Raw genomic sequence first — 17,224 nt, 5'->3', positions numbered from 1 at the left:
CGTAGCTCAGCTGGATAGAGTACCTGGCTACGAACCAGGCGGTCGGAGGTTCGAATCCTCCCGCGCGCACCATTATTACTCTTTTAGAGATTAAAAAAGCCTCGCAATGCGAGGCTTTTTTGTATTTAACATTTCTATTACTTCTTGTTAACTTGAATAATACAACCAATTGTTTTTATTAGTTAATCTCAGAAATTTTAACCTCATCTCACTATTGACCCCATTTCTTCAGTAATCTGGCAATATTCACTAGTTTTTTAGTCTAAAAAAGGCCATAAGATCAGATTTATGTGATTTGAGTGTACAAATATTCATCTGATTTGTGCTTTATATAGAACTCTTCCTTAAACAAAATTGACAAAGTTTTACCAATCGAGATAATCCTTTTGTCGGGATTTATAATCGTGGAGTCCTGCACATGTCAGGATGACGAAGAAAGGAAGCAACATGACACATATTGGAAGCCTGCTAGTAGATGCTGCAACCCTGATGGTTACGGGGATGTCGGTCGTCTTTATTTTCCTCACCATTCTAGTTTACGTAGTTCGGTTGATGTCCAAACTGGTACCAGAAGAAGTACCAGCACCGATCACACCTACCACTCAAAATAAAAAAGTTACATCAGAATCCTCTGCTATCAGCCCAAGTGTAGTAGCCGCGATTTCGGCTGCGGTACATCAATACCGTACCTCTACAGCTAAATAGCATTTGTAAGTATTAAAAGGAGTTAATGAGCATGTCTAAACCACTAGCGATCACAGATGTGGTACTTCGTGATGCCCACCAGTCACTATTTGCTACGCGTATGCGTATTGAAGATATGCTGCCTATTGCAGCAGAACTGGATAAAGTTGGTTATTGGTCTCTTGAAACATGGGGTGGAGCGACGTTTGATTCGTGTATTCGATTTTTAGGGGAAGATCCTTGGGAACGTTTACGTGAATTAAAGAAAGCAATGCCAAATACACCAATGCAAATGCTATTACGAGGACAGAATTTACTCGGATATCGCCATTACGCAGATGATGTTGTTGAGAAATTTGTTGAGCGTGCGCATACCAATGGTATGGACGTATTTCGTATCTTCGATGCGATGAATGATGTGCGTAACTTTGAAACGGCTGTTAAGGCCACAATTAAAGTGGGTGGCCATGCGCAAGGTACACTCTCTTACACAACCAGCCCGGTTCATAATTCAGATACTTGGGTTGATCTGGCTAAGCGTTTAGAAGATCTTGGTTGCCACTCTCTATGCATTAAAGATATGTCAGGCTTACTGAAACCTTATGAAGCCGAAGAGTTGATAACACGTATTAAAGCGTCATGTGATGTTCCTTTGGCTCTTCATAGCCATGCTACGACAGGTTTATCAACGGCGACGGCTGTTAAAGCGGTAGAAGCGGGCATTGATATTTTAGATACGGCTATTTCATCAATGAGCTGTACTTATGGGCATACACCAACTGAAACCGTTGTTGCGATGCTTGAAGGTACAGAGCGTGATACAAATCTTAAACTTGAACAAATAGAGCCAATTGCGACATATTTTCGTGATGTTCGTAAAAAGTATGCGAAGTGGGAAGGGCAGATGAAAGGGGTGGACTCTCGCATCCTGATCGCTCAAGTACCTGGTGGCATGCTAACCAATATGGAAGGGCAGCTAAAAGAGCAAGGTGCAGCGGATCGTCTTGATGAAGTTCTGGAAGAGATCCCACGTGTACGTAAAGATTTAGGCTACATTCCTTTGGTGACACCGACGTCGCAAATTGTAGGGACTCAATCAGTAATTAACGTACTGACAGGTGAAAGATATAAGAGTATTACCAAAGAGACAGCTGGTGTTCTTAAAGGTGAATATGGAACGGCTCCAGCGCCCGTGAATGCCGAGTTACAAGCGAAAGTTCTCAATGGCGCAGAAGCGATCACTTGCCGACCTGCTGACTTGTTGGTTGACGAACTCGATACTTTAACAACAGACCTACTCAGCAAAGCGAAATCAGAAGGCATATCTTTAGCCGAAGATACCGTTGATGATGTCCTGACTTATGCGTTATTCCCTCAAGTTGGACTTAAATTCCTTAAAAACCGCCGTAACCCTGAAGCGTTTGAACCTGCTCCAACATTAGAATTAGCACAGGCTGCGACGGCTCCTGTTGCCGCGCCTGCATCTGTTGGTTCAGTGGAAACTTATAGCGTTAAAGTTGATGGTCAAGTTTACGATGTAGAAGTGGGTCCTCAAGGGCAATTGTCATCAGTCACTCCAGCAAAATCAGCAGCCCCTGCGGCTCCTGCTCCAGCAAGTGATAGTGAAGTTGTTCCAGCGCCTTTAGCGGGAAATATCTTCAAAGTGAATGTGCAAGCGGGTGCTGAAGTTGCTGAAGGCGACGTACTGCTATTGCTTGAAGCGATGAAGATGGAGACTGAAGTTAGAGCAGCTCGTGGTGGCATTGTTCAAGACTTACACGTTAAAGAGGGCGATGCTGTAGCTGTCGGTTCTCCACTACTAAGCTTGGCATAAGGGAGTACCATGGACGGATTAAAGATCTTATGGTCGGAAACAGGGATCGCAAACTTCGAATTTGGCCAGATTTGCATGATGCTTGTTGGCTGTATTCTGCTCTTTTTAGCTATCAAGAAAGGATTTGAGCCTTTACTACTATTGCCTATTGGTTTTGGTGCAGTATTAGCCAATATACCTAATGCCGGTTTTACTGATCCGGGTGGGTTACTTTACTACGTTTACCATGTTGGAATTGAAACGGGTGTCTTCCCGCTACTGATCTTCATGGGCGTAGGAGCTATGACGGATTTTGGTGCGTTGATCGCCAACCCTAAAACCCTATGGCTTGGAGCCGCAGCACAGTTTGGTATCTTCTCGACCCTATTTGGGGCGATATTACTTAACTATGTACCAGGAATGGAATTTTCGATGGCAGATGCATCATCGATTGCCATCATTGGTGGCGCAGATGGCCCAACCGCTATCTTTTTAGCAAGTAAGCTATCACCTGATTTGCTCGGAGCTATTGCGGTGGCAGCATACAGCTACATGGCGTTAGTACCGATTATTCAGCCTCCAATTATGAAAGCGTTAACCACGCCTGAAGAGCGTAAGATTAAAATGGCTCAACTGCGTCATGTTGGGAAAATGGAGAAAACTATATTCCCACTCGCCGTTTTGATTATGACGATCTTATTCTTACCTTCAGCAACGCCATTAGTTGGTATGTTCTGTTTGGGTAACTTAATGCGAGAAGCCGGTGTGGTGGATCGTCTATCCAAGACCGCCCAAAATGAGCTAATCAATATTGTGACAATATTTTTAGGCCTAGGTGTTGGTTCTAAACTGCAAGCTGATAAGTTCTTAAACTTTGAAACTTTAGGTATTTTAGCATTAGGGGCGGTTGCCTTTAGTATTGGTACGGCTGCGGGTGTACTGATGGCTAAATTACTCAATAAATACTCGAAAGAGGACATTAATCCATTGATTGGTGCGGCGGGTGTTTCTGCGGTACCAATGGCGGCAAGGGTAGTAAATAAGGTTGGTTTAGAAGCTAACCCACAAAACTTCCTATTAATGCATGCTATGGGGCCAAATGTCGCAGGTGTGTTAGGCTCTGCGGTAGCGGCTGGTATTTTGCTTGCACTAGCGGGTTAAAATAGACGCTAATGCTTAACCTATAAGTATGAAATGGTTTATAGTCAAAGGGATGCAATTGCATCCCTTTTTATTACCTATTTTTTTCGGTGTGTGCACAACTTGCTGTTAAGTGCGATAAACACCCATCAAAGTACAATAGCAGTATGTACTCAATCCAAGATTAGGGACTTTCTATGGAAAATAAGCAAATCGTAATCACTGAATTTGGCTCCGCGCAGACCTTAGCAGTGACAACCTCACCGGTCCCAGTACCAAAAGTTGATGAAGTGTTAATTAAGGTTGCGTTTTCTGGTGTGAACCCTATTGACGTCAAAACTCGAGCCGGTCTTGGTTGGGCTGCTGCACAAAATAAAGATAACCTCCCTTGGGTTCCTGGATATGACATTTCAGGGAAAGTCGTCGCCTGTGGAGCAGCGTCTACCCGATTTTCTATCAATGATAATGTTGCCGGCTTTATTGGCTTTCCTCTTCAAGGGGGAGGCTATAGCCAATATATCTGTGTGGCCGAAACGGATTTGTGTGCAGTGCCGGATGCGATCACCTTGGAAGCTGCCGCAGCACTGCCTTTAGCGGGACAAACTGCTGCGCAGGCCATCAATAATGCGGAAGTTAAAGAGGGCGATAGAGTACTTATTTTAGCTGGTGCTGGCGGGGTCGGGCATCTTGCAGTGCAAATTGCGGTTGCAGCCAAAGCTGAGGTATACACCACTTGCAGTGAAGCGAATTTAGATTACCTTGCGAATCTAGGGGCCCACGCGGTTAATTACCAATTTGCACCAGCTTCAGAGCGTGTATCTGATGTCGATGTTCTGATTGACTTAGTCGGAGGCGATATCGCTTTAGATGCACTTAAATGCCTAAAAGATGGTGCGCGAGTTGTGACGGTTCCAACCCTGTCAGCAGAGCTTATTTGTGAGAAAGCAAAGCTTCTAGGTTTTACGGCCAATGGCATGTTGGTTAAACCTGATATTGAACAACTTGATGCGTTGATGTACATGGTCAGCGTCGGGTTATTAAAAACTGAAATCCATAAAATTTATCCATTGGAACAAGCCCAAGACGCTCACCTCCAAATTGAAACTGGTCATACTCGCGGTAAGGTGCTGTTGGGTATGCAGTGCTAGAACTTTTTAACGCACTGTTTGAAGATATTGCATTATGGTTTTCAGATTCAGCATTATGGGTACTTTTTTTTAGTGGTTTTTTGAGTGCAACCTTGTTGCCTGGTGGTTCAGAAGCAAGCGTGATTGCCACACTTAGCCTGAATCAATTTTCAGTTTTAAGCATCATATTGATAGCGACTACAGGTAATACGCTTGGGGGGTTAACCAATTATTGGATCGGTATTTGGCTTCCTAATCGAACTGAGCAGGATAAACATGGTCATAAAGCATTAGCTTGGTTAAAAAAATATGGCTATTGGACGATGCTCTTAAGCTGGCTTCCCATCATAGGCGATCCGTTATGCCTTGCTGCTGGTTGGTTAAGGATGAAGTTTTGGCCATGCATGATTTTAATTTTTATCGGTAAAGCATTGCGTTACTGTGTTTTATCGGCTGTTTTTTTAGAGCTTTTTTAATGTATTTATCATCGTATATCGTTATTTGGTCTATAGATTTTGTCTGTTGCTCTCAGCATTTCACCGATGATATTTTTGCTATCAATTTTTAAGGAGAACCAATGAAAAAAGTTTGTCTTGGTGCTTTATCCCTCATCGCCCTCTATGGCTGCTCATCTCAAGTACCAGTATCGGTTCCTTTCTTCTCATCATTGCCTAAAGGCGTCACTCTTGTTGAAGAGGTCGACTCTAGCGCTGATAAGGTCATGATCCCATATTCAAAATATCTATTAGATAATGGGTTAACCGTTATCTTATCGCCTGATGATTCTGATCCTCTTGTTCATGTCGATGTGACTTATCATGTTGGTTCCGCTCGTGAAGAGATTGGTAAATCTGGCTTTGCGCATTTTTTTGAGCATATGATGTTTCAAGGATCTGAGCATGTGGGTGATCAGCAACACTTTAAGATCATTACTGAAGCTGGTGGAACACTTAATGGCACCACCAATCGTGATCGAACAAACTACTTCGAAACCGTGCCTTCGAACCAGCTAGAAAAAATGTTGTGGCTTGAATCGGATCGGATGGGTTTTCTATTAAATGCGGTTTCTCAGAAGAAGTTTGAGATACAAAGAGATACCGTAAAAAATGAACGTGCGCAGAGTTACGATAACCGTCCATATGGTTTGATGTGGGAGAAAATGGGAGAAGCGCTTTATCCCGAAGGCCACCCATATTCCTGGCAGACTATCGGCTATATTGAAGACTTAGATCGAGTTGATGTTAATGATCTTAAAGCATTCTTCTTGCGTTGGTATGGTCCCAATAATGCGGTAATTACCATTGGTGGTGATATCGATGTTGATCAAACGTTAGAGTGGGTGAATCAATATTTTGGGTCGATTCCATCAGGACCTGATGTTGAAAACGCACCGAAAGCGCCCGCAGTATTGAACGCAGATCGATACATCACATTAGAAGACCGAATTCGTCAGCCGATGGTTCTGATTGGTTGGCCTACCACTTATCGCGGAGACTCCAGCGAATCTTCAGTGAATGCACTGGCAAACGTGTTAGGTAGCGGCACCAATAGCTACTTATATCAAAACCTAATAAAGACGCAAAAAGCGGTAGATGCAGGTGCATTTCAAGATTGTGCAGAATTAGCCTGTACCCTTTACGTCTATGCCATGGGTGACTCTGGAGATAAAGGCGATCTTACCCATTTATATTCAGAAGTGATGGCTACACTTGAGCAGTTTGAAGCGCAAGGTGTTGAGCAAGAAAGACTTGATCAAATAACAGGTAGTGCAGAAGCGAATGCCGTTTTTGCATTGCAGAGTGTACGTGGGAAAGTGTCACAATTAGCGTCAAACCAAACATTTTATGGTCAGCCAGATCGATTAGAGTCTAAACTAAATCAGATTCGATCTGTCTCTCCTGAGTCGGTAGAAAAAGCCTACGATGATTTCATCAAAGGTAAAGCGAAAGTAACGTTAAGTGTTATTCCTAAGGGAGAACAAAAGCTAGCTGTCAGAAAAGCAACCTTTACCACTCCTGATCGAACGCTTCCTGAATATAAGAAAGTGACCGATGATCAACTTGTTTACCGTCGTGCAGTCGATGAGTTTGATCGCTCACAAATCCCCGAAGTTGCTCAAGCGGTAAAAGCTGAAATGCCGAGCCTATATAAGCTCCATTACACCAATGGTACTGAGTTACTTGGAACCGTGAGCAATGAAACGCCAACCGTACAATTGCAAATCCAACTTCCAGCAGGAGAGCGATATGTTCCACGAGGAAAAGAGGGGTTAGCAAATTTCACTGCCGCTATGATGGAAGAGGGGACTCAAGCTCACTCCATTGAAGCCCTTCAAGCACAATTGGATAGATTAGGTAGTACGATTAATATTAGTGCTGGCGCTTATACAACCAAGATCACCGTTTCATCTCTGAAGCAAAATTTATCGGAAACATTAGCGATTGTGGAAGAGCAACTCTTTACGCCTGCCTTTGAGCTAGACGATTTTGAGCGACTAAAAATGCAGATGTTAGAAGGTGTGGTTTATCAACACCAACAACCGAGCTGGATGGCTTCACAAGCGACGAGACAAGTGCTCTTCGGTGACTCTATCTTTGCACGCTCAAGTGATGGTACTGAGCAATCGATCAAATCAATCACGCTACAAGATATTAAAAACTTCTACCGAGATAACTACACGCCACAAGGTGCTCATATTATTGTTGTGGGAGATGTATCCAAACGTGAGATCAAAAAAGAGCTCTCTTTTATCGAAAGTTGGGAAGCTGAGGCAGCTCCGTTGCTGAGACCACAAATTGTCAAGCCACTAACAGAGCAGAAACTTTATCTTGTTGATAAGCCGGGCGCTCCTCAAAGCATCGTTCGTATGGTGAGAAAAGGGCTGCCTTTTGATGCCACAGGTGAGTTGTACTTAAGTCAATTGGCAAACTTTAACTTAGGCGGTAATTTCAATAGTCGCATAAATCAAAATTTACGTGAAGATAAAGGTTATACCTATGGTGCTGGTAGCTACTTTGCAAGTAATAGGGAGACCGGGGCCATCGTCTTTAATGCTCAAGTTCGTGCGGATGTGACGGTAGCATCTATTATTGAACTGCAAAATGAGTTACAAGAAATCAGTATTAGTGGACTGACCCAAGATGAAGTTGATTTTATGCGCTTGGCGGTAGGACAGCAGGACGCTTTGAAGTACGAAACGCCAGCTCAAAAAGCAATGTTGTTAAGTAACATCTTAGCATTTAGCTTAGACGAAGATTACTTACAACAGCGCAACGACATTGTAGAAATGGTGGATAAAGAGACGTTGAACAATTTAGCCCGCAAATGGTTTGATCCAAACGACTACCAATTTATAGTGGTAGGAGATGCCAAAACCCTCAAACCTGAGCTAGAAAAATTGGATATTCCTGTCGTAGAGCTTGAAATTATCCATTAGAGCACACATTAAATAGGGAGAGGCCATATGTCTCTCTCGAAGCCTCTTTTACATGGGCCAACGAATTATAATGGTTCGAATAAGAACGATATAAGATAAGTGAACTGAATTTTGACTGATTTTGCTGCGCGACTTAAAAAAGTTGCAGATAATCCCGTTGTGTTTTCACAATTTGGCCGTGGTGTAGAGCGTGAAACATTACGTTATGGAAAAGATGGTCGTTTAGCATTAACGCCTCATCCGAAAAGCTTAGGTTCAGCGTTAACAAACGAATGGATCACCACTGACTTTTCTGAATCTTTACTGGAATTTATAACGCCAGTATCGAATGACGTGAACACACTATTGGCACAGCTTAAAGATGTGCATCACTTTACCCAAACCAAATTAGATAATGATAAGTTGTGGCCTCTTTCCATGCCTTGCTATGTAGGCGACGAAGAGGATATTCAATTAGCTCAATATGGCTCATCAAATACAGGCAAAATGAAAACCTTATATCGTGAAGGTTTGAAACGCCGTTATGGCAGCCTGATGCAAATCATATCTGGTGTGCATTTTAACTTCTCATTCCCTGAATCATTTTGGGATGCATTATATGGTGAGCAGGTACAAAGCGATCGCGAAGCATCGAAGTCAGACGCTTACTTTGGATTAATTCGTAATTATTACCGCTTTGGTTGGTTGATCCCTTACTTCTTTGGCGCTTCACCTGCTTTGTGCTCTTCGTTTATTCAAGGGCGAGAAAGTAACTTGCCGTTTGAAAACATAGGCAAAACACTTTACTTACCGCAAGCAACATCATTGCGTTTAAGTGATTTGGGCTACACCAATAATGCACAAAGCTCTTTGAAAATTGGCTTTAATGGTTTAGACCAATACTTGGAAGGGTTGAATCAAGCGATTCATACTCCTTCTGATGAATTTGCAGAAATCGGCATCAAAGTCGAAGGCGAACATCGCCAGTTGAACAGTAATGTTCTGCAAATTGAGAATGAATTGTATGCACCTATTCGTCCTAAGCGTGTTGCTAAGAGCGGTGAAAAACCGTCAGAAGCACTAGCCAGAGCTGGCGTTGAATACATTGAGGTTCGGTCTTTAGATGTGAACCCATTCAGCTCCATCGGCATAACAGACGATCAAGTGAGGTTTTTGGACCTGTTTTTAACTTGGAGTGTACTGTCAGACTCCGAAGAGATGAACAACTGCGAGTTAGAGTGCTGGCGTGACAATTGGAATAAAGTCATTTTAGAAGGTCGTAAGCCTGGTTTAGAGCTTCAAATTGGCTGTCATGGCGAAAAACTCACGCTGCAGCAGTGGGCTAAGCGCGTGTTTGTTGATTTAATGGATATCGCAAAGCTGATGGATTCTGAGTTAGGTGGAACAGATTATCAAGATGTTTGCCATAAGCTATCAGGCTGGATTGATGAACCAGAACTTACCATTTCAGGTCAACTTTTAGAGAAGACGAAAGAGATGGGGGGGCTAGGTAATCTTGGTTGCGAACTAGGAAAAGCGTTCCGTGACGAGCACCTTCAGCATCAGTTTAAACATTATTCTGCGGAGTTAATGGAGCAAGAAGTGCAGCGTTCTATTGTTGCTCAAAAAGAGATTGAACAGTCGGATACCGCGAGTTTTGATGCATTTTTAAGTGATTATTTCTCATACCTGAATAGTGATGACAAATAATCGATAATAGCCAAGGATGTCATGTGTTTCGTTCAATTTTGATCGCAGTATTTGTTTTTACATTAGCGGGTTGTGCAACACCACCACCGAAAAAACAAAGTAACCTTTGTGAAATTTTTCGTGAAAACCCAAGCTGGTATGATGATGCTTTAGAGATGGAAGATGAGTGGGGTACTCCGATTAACGTCGCCATGGCATTCGTTAAACAAGAGAGTAGTTTTCGCCATGATGCGAGGCCTCCGAAAGACTATATTTTAGGTTTCATCCCGTGGGGTCGAGTGAGCAGTGCTTATGGCTATGCGCAAGCTCAGGACCCGGCGTGGGAAGACTTTCAGAAGGCAACGAATCATGGTGGTTCGAGAACGAATTTTGATGACTCATTAATGTTTGTTGGTTGGTATACAAGCGAGACTCAGCGTCAGCTAGGGATATCAAAGTGGGACCCTTATAATCAATATTTGGCTTACCATGAAGGCCGTGGTGGCTTCAAACGTAAAAGTTATCAAGGTAAACCTACACTGAAAAAAATCGCTCGAAAAGTCGAGCAGCAAGCAAAGAATTATGGTGGGCAGCTAAAACAGTGCCGACAAGAGTTAGAAGACAATCGCAGCTGGTTTTTTTAACTGGCTTGTTAGAGTAAATTGCAAGGAGATGAGCAATGCCGTTACTGGATAGTTTTACTGTCGATCATACCCGTATGAATGCGCCAGCGGTACGAGTAGCCAAGAAGATGCAAACCCCAAAAGGCGATACTATTACGGTGTTTGATTTGCGTTTTACGGCTCCAAATAAGGATATTTTGTCTGAACGAGGTATTCATACCTTAGAGCATTTATATGCTGGGTTCATGCGTGCACATTTAAACGATGAGTCGATCGAGATTATTGATATTTCACCGATGGGCTGTCGTACCGGTTTTTACATGAGCTTAATTGGTACACCTTCTGAAGAGCAAGTCGCAACTGCTTGGCTTGCCGCAATGAAAGATGTACTCAAAGTCGAGAGCCAAAATAAAATCCCAGAGCTAAATGAGTACCAGTGTGGAACGGCAAGCATGCACTCGCTGGAACAGGCTCAAGATATCGCTCAAGCCATCATTGATGCTGGAATTGAGGTGAATAAAAATGATGAATTGGCTCTACCTGAGTCTATGTTACAAGAGCTTAAAATAGATTGATTTTTTATCTCGAATAGACAGAGCATTAAAAAAGGGGTGATACATTCGTATCACCCCTTTTTGTGGACTCATATAAATATGGCTCTGCTAAGCAGATTCTTCAAGTGAAGGAAAAACACGGACCAATTTAATGCGATTCTCTTCGAGTTCAACGATTTCCATTGGGTGGTTAGAGACCTGCACACTTAAGTGGCTTTCAGGAATATCTTCTAAATGTTCCAATATCAACCCGTTTAATGTTCTTGGTCCATCGGTAGGTAATGTCCATTTTAGCCCTTTGTTGATATCTCGAATATTGGCACTACCTTCAATTAAGAAACTGCCATCATTCTGTGGCGTGATCTCTTCCGATAAACTAGGCGCAATGGATGTTGTAAACTCACCGACAATCTCTTCTAAAATATCTTCTAAAGTGATTAAGCCATTAATGTCACCATACTCGTCGACAATCAGACCAATTCGCTCTTTATTGCGTTGGAATTTTAGAATTTGGACATTCAGTGGTGTCGCTTCCGGAATGTAATACACCTCATCGGCTGCTCGTAATAACGTTTCTTTGTTGAATTCATTTTTTTCAAGCATCAGACGGTACGCTTCACGTAGGCGAAGCATACCCACCACTTCATCTATTTGGTCTCGGTATAGCACTATGCGACCATGAGGTGAGTGAGTGAGTTGCCTAACGATCGATTTCCAGTCATCGTTAATATCGATACCAGTAATCTCATTACGCGGCACCATAATGTCATTCACCGTGACATGCTCTAAATCTAAGATAGACACCAACATATCTTGGTGACGGCGTGGAATAAGATTCCCCGCTTCATTCACGACGGTTCTTAATTCTTCAGAGCTTAGGTGATCTTTCGCGCCATGTTTAACTTTTATCCCAAGCACTCGGATAAAGCCGTTAGTAATAAAGTTGACTAAAATGACGAGGGGCGACAGAAGTTTCATTAAGATGCCAAGCAGGATACTACTCGCATATGACACTTTTTCTGGATAAAGTGCTGCTAACGTTTTTGGTGTCACCTCAGCAAAAACGAGTACGACCATAGTCAACGCACCAGTCGCAATGGCAACCCCAAGATCCCCATACAGCCTCATGCCAATGATCGTGGCAATCGCTGAGGCTAAAATATTGACAAGGTTGTTACCGATTAAGATTAGGCCAATAAGACGATCAGGTCGGCTCAATAGCTTTTCTACACGTTTCGCCCCTTTATGACCAGTACTGGCTAAATGCTTTAGGCGGTAACGATTCAGAGACATCATCCCAGTTTCTGAACCTGAAAAATAACCTGAAATAACAATGAGACACGCGAGTAGCGCAAATAAGATACCCGTAGATATGTCGTCCAAAACTATTTTATTCCTTTTTATATAGCTGCTTAATTAATGACCGAAGATGGTCGTGATGTCAATTTTTTATGAATGTCGATTTTTTGATAAAACAAAGGTGCAATCAATGCACCTTTATTCAATGATCTTAGGCACCGTAATGCACTAGTTTAAAATGATTTCTCGTACAAATCGGCTACCAAAATAGGCCAGCGTCAGCAAACTAGCACCCGCAACAGCAAACCACGTGACTTTTCTTCCGCGCCACCCTTTATGGTAGTGACCCCATAAAAGTACAGAGTAAATAATCCAAGCAATAAAAGATAGAATGCCTTTATGCGCTTTTCCTTGGGCAAACATGTCTTGTACGAATACAAAACCAGTCACTAAGGTTCCGGTTAATAACGCAGTACCAATTAAAATGATCTTGAAAAGCTGTCTTTCCACCATCATTAATGGAGGAAGGTTTGGGTTAATCGACAATGCTTTCTTATTTTTCAGTTTGTAATCTAACCAAGCTAATTGAAGTGCATATAAAGCACCAATGGTTAGAGTTGAATAAGAAAATAGAGCAAAAGAGATATGAATCAGTAGTTTTGGATCATTTTCAAGGTGGGTAACAAAGGTGCTTGGTAAAAATGTGGCGGCACTTAAATTGATAGCAGCAAAACTATAAACCACAGGTAATAAGAACCACAGGCGGGTTTTTAGCATGGCAGCACTCATGACCACTGAGATAATAAAGCTTATCAAAGAGGCAACGTTGAGAATACTTAAGTTCTGTCCTGAGCCATTCAGAATCAGATCGCCGAGTAACCAAGCATGAAAAAGCAACGCCAAAGAAGCGCTAACTAATACCGTTTTTGCTCGGATCCCGGTTTGATGTGCAAGGCCCGGTACGATCATCGCGATTGCCATCACGTAGAGAATCGCTGCAACTATAGCAATTAAGCTGTCCATGTTTCCTACAAAAATGATTGTCTAATGAAGGAATTATACCCTGCATCCGTCTATGGGGCTATGGGCTAAACCAATAGAATTGATTCTGAGCAAGTTCTCAGTTCCTAACACTACTTAAAAAGAAGCCTTCAGCAACGGGTATGACTCTTTTCATGGCTAAGGTATACTAAACGTAATACATCGCATTAATGAGCGAAGAGATAGATATGTTTGAGAATTTAACTGATCGATTATCGAAGACGCTGAAGAACATCAGCGGTAAAGGTCGACTGACCGAAGATAATATTAAAGAAACACTACGTGAAGTCCGCATGGCGCTTCTTGAGGCAGACGTTGCCCTTCCTGTTATTCGTGATTTCGTAAAGCGCGTAAAAGAGGGCGCGGTTGGAGTAGAGGTTTCTAAATCGCTCACTCCGGGTCAAGAGTTCATAAAAATAGTTCAGTCAGAACTTGAAGCTGTGATGGGCGAATCTAATGAAGCGTTAGATTTAGCCGCTCAGCCACCAGCTGTCATTTTAATGGCAGGTTTACAAGGTGCTGGTAAAACCACCAGTGTGGCTAAGCTGTCGAAGTTACTGACAGAAAGAGATAAGAAGAAAGTGCTTGTGGTTTCTGCCGATGTATATCGTCCGGCAGCGATCAAACAACTTGAAACACTTGCTGGTGAAGTGGGTGTTGATTTCTTCCCATCATCGGCAGATCAAAAACCATTGGTTATTGCTAATGCTGCTATTGATCATGCGAAGAAGAAATTCTATGACGTACTAATTGTCGATACCGCAGGTCGCCTTGCTATCGATGAAGACATGATGTCAGAGATTCAAGATCTGCATACAGCCATCACTCCGGTAGAAACTCTATTTGTTGTTGATGCAATGACCGGTCAAGATGCGGCAAACACCGCGAAAGCCTTTGGTGATGCTCTTCCTCTTACTGGTGTGATTCTGACTAAAGTCGATGGTGATGCGCGTGGTGGTGCTGCTTTATCGGTGCGTCATATCACAGGTAAACCGATTAAATTCTTAGGTGTAGGTGAAAAAACTGATGCTTTAGAACCATTCCACCCTGAGCGTGTTGCATCACGTATCCTTGGAATGGGTGACGTATTGTCACTGATCGAAGACTTACAGCGTAATGTCGATACAGAAAAAGCTGAAAAGTTAGCGAAGAAGTTTAAAGAAAAGAAAGGCTTTGATTTAGAAGATTTCCGTGAACAGCTTGGTCAGATGCAAAATATGGGCGGCATGATGGGGATGATGGATAAGCTCCCTGGAATGAGTAACCTGCCAGATAACATCAAAGATAAAGTTGATGACAAAATGTTTAAGCAGATGGAAGCGATCATTAGCTCTATGACAATGAAAGAGCGCCTGCACCCTGAATTGATCAAAGGATCGCGTAAAAAACGTATTGCGGCAGGTTCTGGTACTCAAGTGCAAGATGTTAACCGTCTACTTAAACAGTTCACTCAAATGCAGAAAATGATGAAAAAAATGCAGAAGGGTGGAATGAAAGGAATGATGCGCAACATGCAAGGCATGATGGGCGGCATGGGCGGCATGGGAGGAATGGGCGGCTTCGGAAGATAATTCTGTCGCCTAATTTATCAATCTGTTAGCTCTGTCACAGAAAGTTTACGAACTCGATAGTGGCGAAAAAATAACTAAAGCCCTTGCATTGACTCTGAATAAGAGTAAAATTCCGGGGCTTTAATTTGGCACGAGACCCCAAGCTATTTCGTTAAGAAAATGGTTATTGGGGTTAATTTTATTTTTAAGAAAGCAAAGAGGACGATATGGTTACCATTCGTTTGGCACGTCACGGCGCGAAGAAGCGTCCATTTTATCAAATCGTAGTAGCGGACAGCCGTAATTCTGTAACTGGCCGTTTCATCGAGAAAGTAGGTTTCTTTAACCCTACTGCAACTGGCCAAGAAGAAGGCCTACGTTTAGATCTAGATCGCGTTAACCACTGGGTTGGTCAAGGTGCATCTCTATCTGACCGTGTTGCTAAGCTAGTTAAAGACGCTCAAAAAGCGGCTTAATTCTTTATTTATAGAGAAATAGCTTATGTCGATGAAGGATAAAGAATCAATGAGTGAGCAAAACGAAAGAATTGTGGTGGGTAAACTTGGGTCTACTTACGGCATTCGTGGCTGGCTTAAAGTATTCTCCTACACAGACAATGCTGAAAGTATTTTTGATTATGCTCCTTGGTATTTAAACCAAAAGGGCAAATGGGTTGAGTACAAAGTAGAAAGCTGGAAACGTCATGGTCAAGGCTATGTATGTAAACTAGCAGGGTTAGAAGTTCGTGAAGAAGCGCAACTGATGACTAATTTCGAAATTGCTATTGACCCAGCCTCATTACCAGAGTTGTCAGAAGAAGAATTCTACTGGCGTGAATTGTTTGGTATGCAAGTCGTAACCACTAAGGGATATTCTCTTGGTGAGGTCACTGACCTATTAGAGACGGGCTCCAACGATGTTCTTGTAGTGAAAGCTAATCTTAAAGATGCTTTTGGCCAAAAGGAACGGTTAATCCCGTACCTTGAAGAGCAAGTGATCAAAAAAGTTGATCGCGAAGCTCGCCGGATCGAAGTTGACTGGGATCCTGGTTTCTAACTCCTTATAACGTATAGAGCGAGAGAACACATGTGGGTTGGCATTATTAGCCTATTTCCTGAAATGTTCCGTTCAGTTACCGACTTCGGAGTAACAGGTCAAGCGGTAAAAAAAGGTCTTTTGTCTATTGAGACTTGGAATCCTCGTGATTTCACTCATGACAAACATCGCACTGTTGATGACAGACCTTACGGTGGTGGTCCTGGCATGTTAATGATGGTTCAGCCTTTGCGCGACGCTATCCAAACAGCTAAGAAATCATCTCCGGGAAAGACGAAAGTGATTTACCTTTCTCCTCAAGGTCGAAAACTCGACCAACAGGGAGTTGAAGAATTGGCAACAAGTGAGAACTTGCTTCTTATTTGTGGTCGATACGAAGGGGTAGATGAGCGCATTATTCAATCTGAAGTTGACGAAGAATGGTCAATTGGTGATTTTGTAATGACAGGTGGTGAGCTGCCAGCCATGACGTTAATTGACTCTGTATCTCGGTTTATTCCAGGGGTATTAGGGGATTTTGCTTCAGCAGAAGAGGATTCTTTTGCAAATGGCTTGTTAGATTGTCCACATTACACGCGTCCTGAAGTGTTGGATGGAGCAGAAGTACCAGCGGTACTGAAATCCGGAAATCACCAAGACATTCGTCGCTGGCGATTGAAACAATCGTTAGGCCGTACTTGGCTTAGAAGACCAGAGCTTCTGGAAAACCTAGCTCTGACTGACGAACAGGAACAATTACTGGCTGAATTCGTACGAGAGCAACGTATCTCAACGAAAAGCAAGCAGTAACCTATTAAATTTAGTATCAGTTTATTCTAGGGTATTTACAAATGAGTAATATCATCAACGCTCTTGAGCAAGAGCAAATGAAATCAGACCTTCCTAAATTCGCACCAGGTGATACTGTTGTAGTTAAGGTTAAGGTAAAAGAAGGTGACCGTGAGCGTCTACAAGCGTTCGAAGGTGTTGTGATCGGTATTCGTAACCGTGGTCTACACTCTGCATTTACAGTTCGTAAAATCTCGAACGGTGAAGGCGTAGAGCGTACATTCCAAACTCACTCTCCAATTGTTGACGCAATCGAAGTTAAACGCCGTGGTGCAGTACGTCGTGCCAAGTTGTACTACCTACGTGAGCGTTCTGGTAAGTCTGCTCGTATTAAAGAGAAACTTGCTAAGAAGTAATTCTTTTTGCATTCTCATAATAAAAGCGGAGCCTCTTGGCTCCGCTTTT

At 42.7% G+C, this 17,224-nt stretch carries 16 protein-coding genes; 14 read left to right on the top strand and 2 right to left on the bottom strand.

The features are described 5' to 3' along the window. Positions 1-447: 447 nt before the first annotated feature. The 9 genes from FCV43_RS14495 (at position 448) to luxS (ending at position 11,066) form a co-directional block, all read left to right on the top strand. Positions 448-705 carry an oxaloacetate decarboxylase subunit gamma gene (locus FCV43_RS14495; protein WP_017054189.1) on the top strand — a complete coding sequence of 86 codons (258 nt, stop codon included), beginning with the start codon at positions 448-450 and terminating at the stop codon, positions 703-705. 31 nt (positions 706-736) lie between these two features. Then, positions 737-2,518: a sodium-extruding oxaloacetate decarboxylase subunit alpha gene (gene oadA, locus FCV43_RS14490; RefSeq protein WP_136995586.1), complete on the top strand. Its 1,782-nt coding sequence runs from the start codon at positions 737-739 to the stop codon at positions 2,516-2,518. Positions 2,519-2,527: 9 nt separating this feature from the next. Then, on the top strand, positions 2,528-3,658 hold the full coding sequence (locus FCV43_RS14485) for a sodium ion-translocating decarboxylase subunit beta (RefSeq protein ID WP_017054187.1): 1,131 nt from the start codon (positions 2,528-2,530) through the stop codon (positions 3,656-3,658). Between the two features lie 176 nt (positions 3,659-3,834). Next, positions 3,835-4,785 (top strand): NADP-dependent oxidoreductase, encoded by a 951-nt coding sequence (locus FCV43_RS14480; protein WP_136995585.1) that lies wholly within the window; start codon positions 3,835-3,837, stop codon positions 4,783-4,785. After that, a complete protein-coding gene (locus FCV43_RS14475) occupies positions 4,779-5,240 on the top strand; it encodes a YqaA family protein (protein WP_113799281.1) in 462 nt (153 codons plus the stop codon). The genes FCV43_RS14480 and FCV43_RS14475 overlap by 7 nt, the downstream gene beginning before the upstream one ends. Positions 5,241-5,341: 101 nt before the next feature. Further along, positions 5,342-8,200, top strand: a complete 2,859-nt coding sequence (locus tag FCV43_RS14470) for a M16 family metallopeptidase (RefSeq protein ID WP_136995584.1) — start codon at positions 5,342-5,344, stop codon at positions 8,198-8,200. A 111-nt stretch (positions 8,201-8,311) separates the two neighbouring features. Continuing rightward, positions 8,312-9,889 carry a glutamate--cysteine ligase gene (gene gshA / locus FCV43_RS14465; protein WP_136995583.1) on the top strand — a complete coding sequence of 526 codons (1,578 nt, stop codon included), beginning with the start codon at positions 8,312-8,314 and terminating at the stop codon, positions 9,887-9,889. 23 nt (positions 9,890-9,912) lie between these two features. Then, the gene (locus tag FCV43_RS14460) at positions 9,913-10,512 is read left to right on the top strand and encodes a hypothetical protein (RefSeq protein WP_017054182.1); all 600 of its coding nucleotides are present in this window, start codon (positions 9,913-9,915) and stop codon (positions 10,510-10,512) included. A gap of 35 nt (positions 10,513-10,547) precedes the next feature. Beyond that, a complete protein-coding gene (gene luxS, locus FCV43_RS14455; protein WP_113799274.1) occupies positions 10,548-11,066 on the top strand; it encodes an S-ribosylhomocysteine lyase in 519 nt (172 codons plus the stop codon). Between the two features lie 87 nt (positions 11,067-11,153). On the opposite strand, the gene FCV43_RS14450 is transcribed toward luxS, so the two are convergent. Both FCV43_RS14450 and FCV43_RS14445 read right to left on the bottom strand, forming a co-directional pair. Beyond that, positions 11,154-12,428 (bottom strand): HlyC/CorC family transporter, encoded by a 1,275-nt coding sequence (locus tag FCV43_RS14450; RefSeq protein ID WP_017054180.1) that lies wholly within the window; start codon positions 12,426-12,428, stop codon positions 11,154-11,156. A gap of 144 nt (positions 12,429-12,572) precedes the next feature. Beyond that, positions 12,573-13,367 (bottom strand): cytochrome C assembly family protein, encoded by a 795-nt coding sequence (locus tag FCV43_RS14445; protein ID WP_136995582.1) that lies wholly within the window; start codon positions 13,365-13,367, stop codon positions 12,573-12,575. A gap of 206 nt (positions 13,368-13,573) precedes the next feature. Between FCV43_RS14445 and ffh the strand changes: the two genes are divergently transcribed. From ffh to rplS, 5 genes are all read left to right on the top strand, one after another. After that, entirely contained in the window at positions 13,574-14,956 is a 1,383-nt protein-coding gene (ffh, locus tag FCV43_RS14440) for a signal recognition particle protein (RefSeq protein WP_029203537.1), read from the top strand. A gap of 206 nt (positions 14,957-15,162) precedes the next feature. Next, positions 15,163-15,411 (top strand): 30S ribosomal protein S16, encoded by a 249-nt coding sequence (gene rpsP / locus FCV43_RS14435; RefSeq protein WP_113799271.1) that lies wholly within the window; start codon positions 15,163-15,165, stop codon positions 15,409-15,411. Positions 15,412-15,436: 25 nt separating this feature from the next. After that, positions 15,437-15,991 (top strand): ribosome maturation factor RimM, encoded by a 555-nt coding sequence (gene rimM, locus FCV43_RS14430; RefSeq protein WP_017054176.1) that lies wholly within the window; start codon positions 15,437-15,439, stop codon positions 15,989-15,991. A gap of 30 nt (positions 15,992-16,021) precedes the next feature. After that, the gene (gene trmD / locus FCV43_RS14425; protein ID WP_136995581.1) at positions 16,022-16,780 is read left to right on the top strand and encodes a tRNA (guanosine(37)-N1)-methyltransferase TrmD; all 759 of its coding nucleotides are present in this window, start codon (positions 16,022-16,024) and stop codon (positions 16,778-16,780) included. A gap of 41 nt (positions 16,781-16,821) precedes the next feature. Next, on the top strand, positions 16,822-17,175 hold the full coding sequence (gene rplS / locus FCV43_RS14420; protein WP_017054174.1) for a 50S ribosomal protein L19: 354 nt from the start codon (positions 16,822-16,824) through the stop codon (positions 17,173-17,175). The last annotated feature ends 49 nt before the right edge of the window (positions 17,176-17,224 follow it).

The organism is Vibrio genomosp. F6 (assembly GCF_005146325.1).
In the GTDB taxonomy this organism is placed as follows: Bacteria; Pseudomonadota; Gammaproteobacteria; order Enterobacterales; family Vibrionaceae; genus Vibrio; species Vibrio cortegadensis.
Note: the sequence above shows the minus strand (reverse complement) of the source record. Positions and strands in the feature narration are given on the sequence as shown.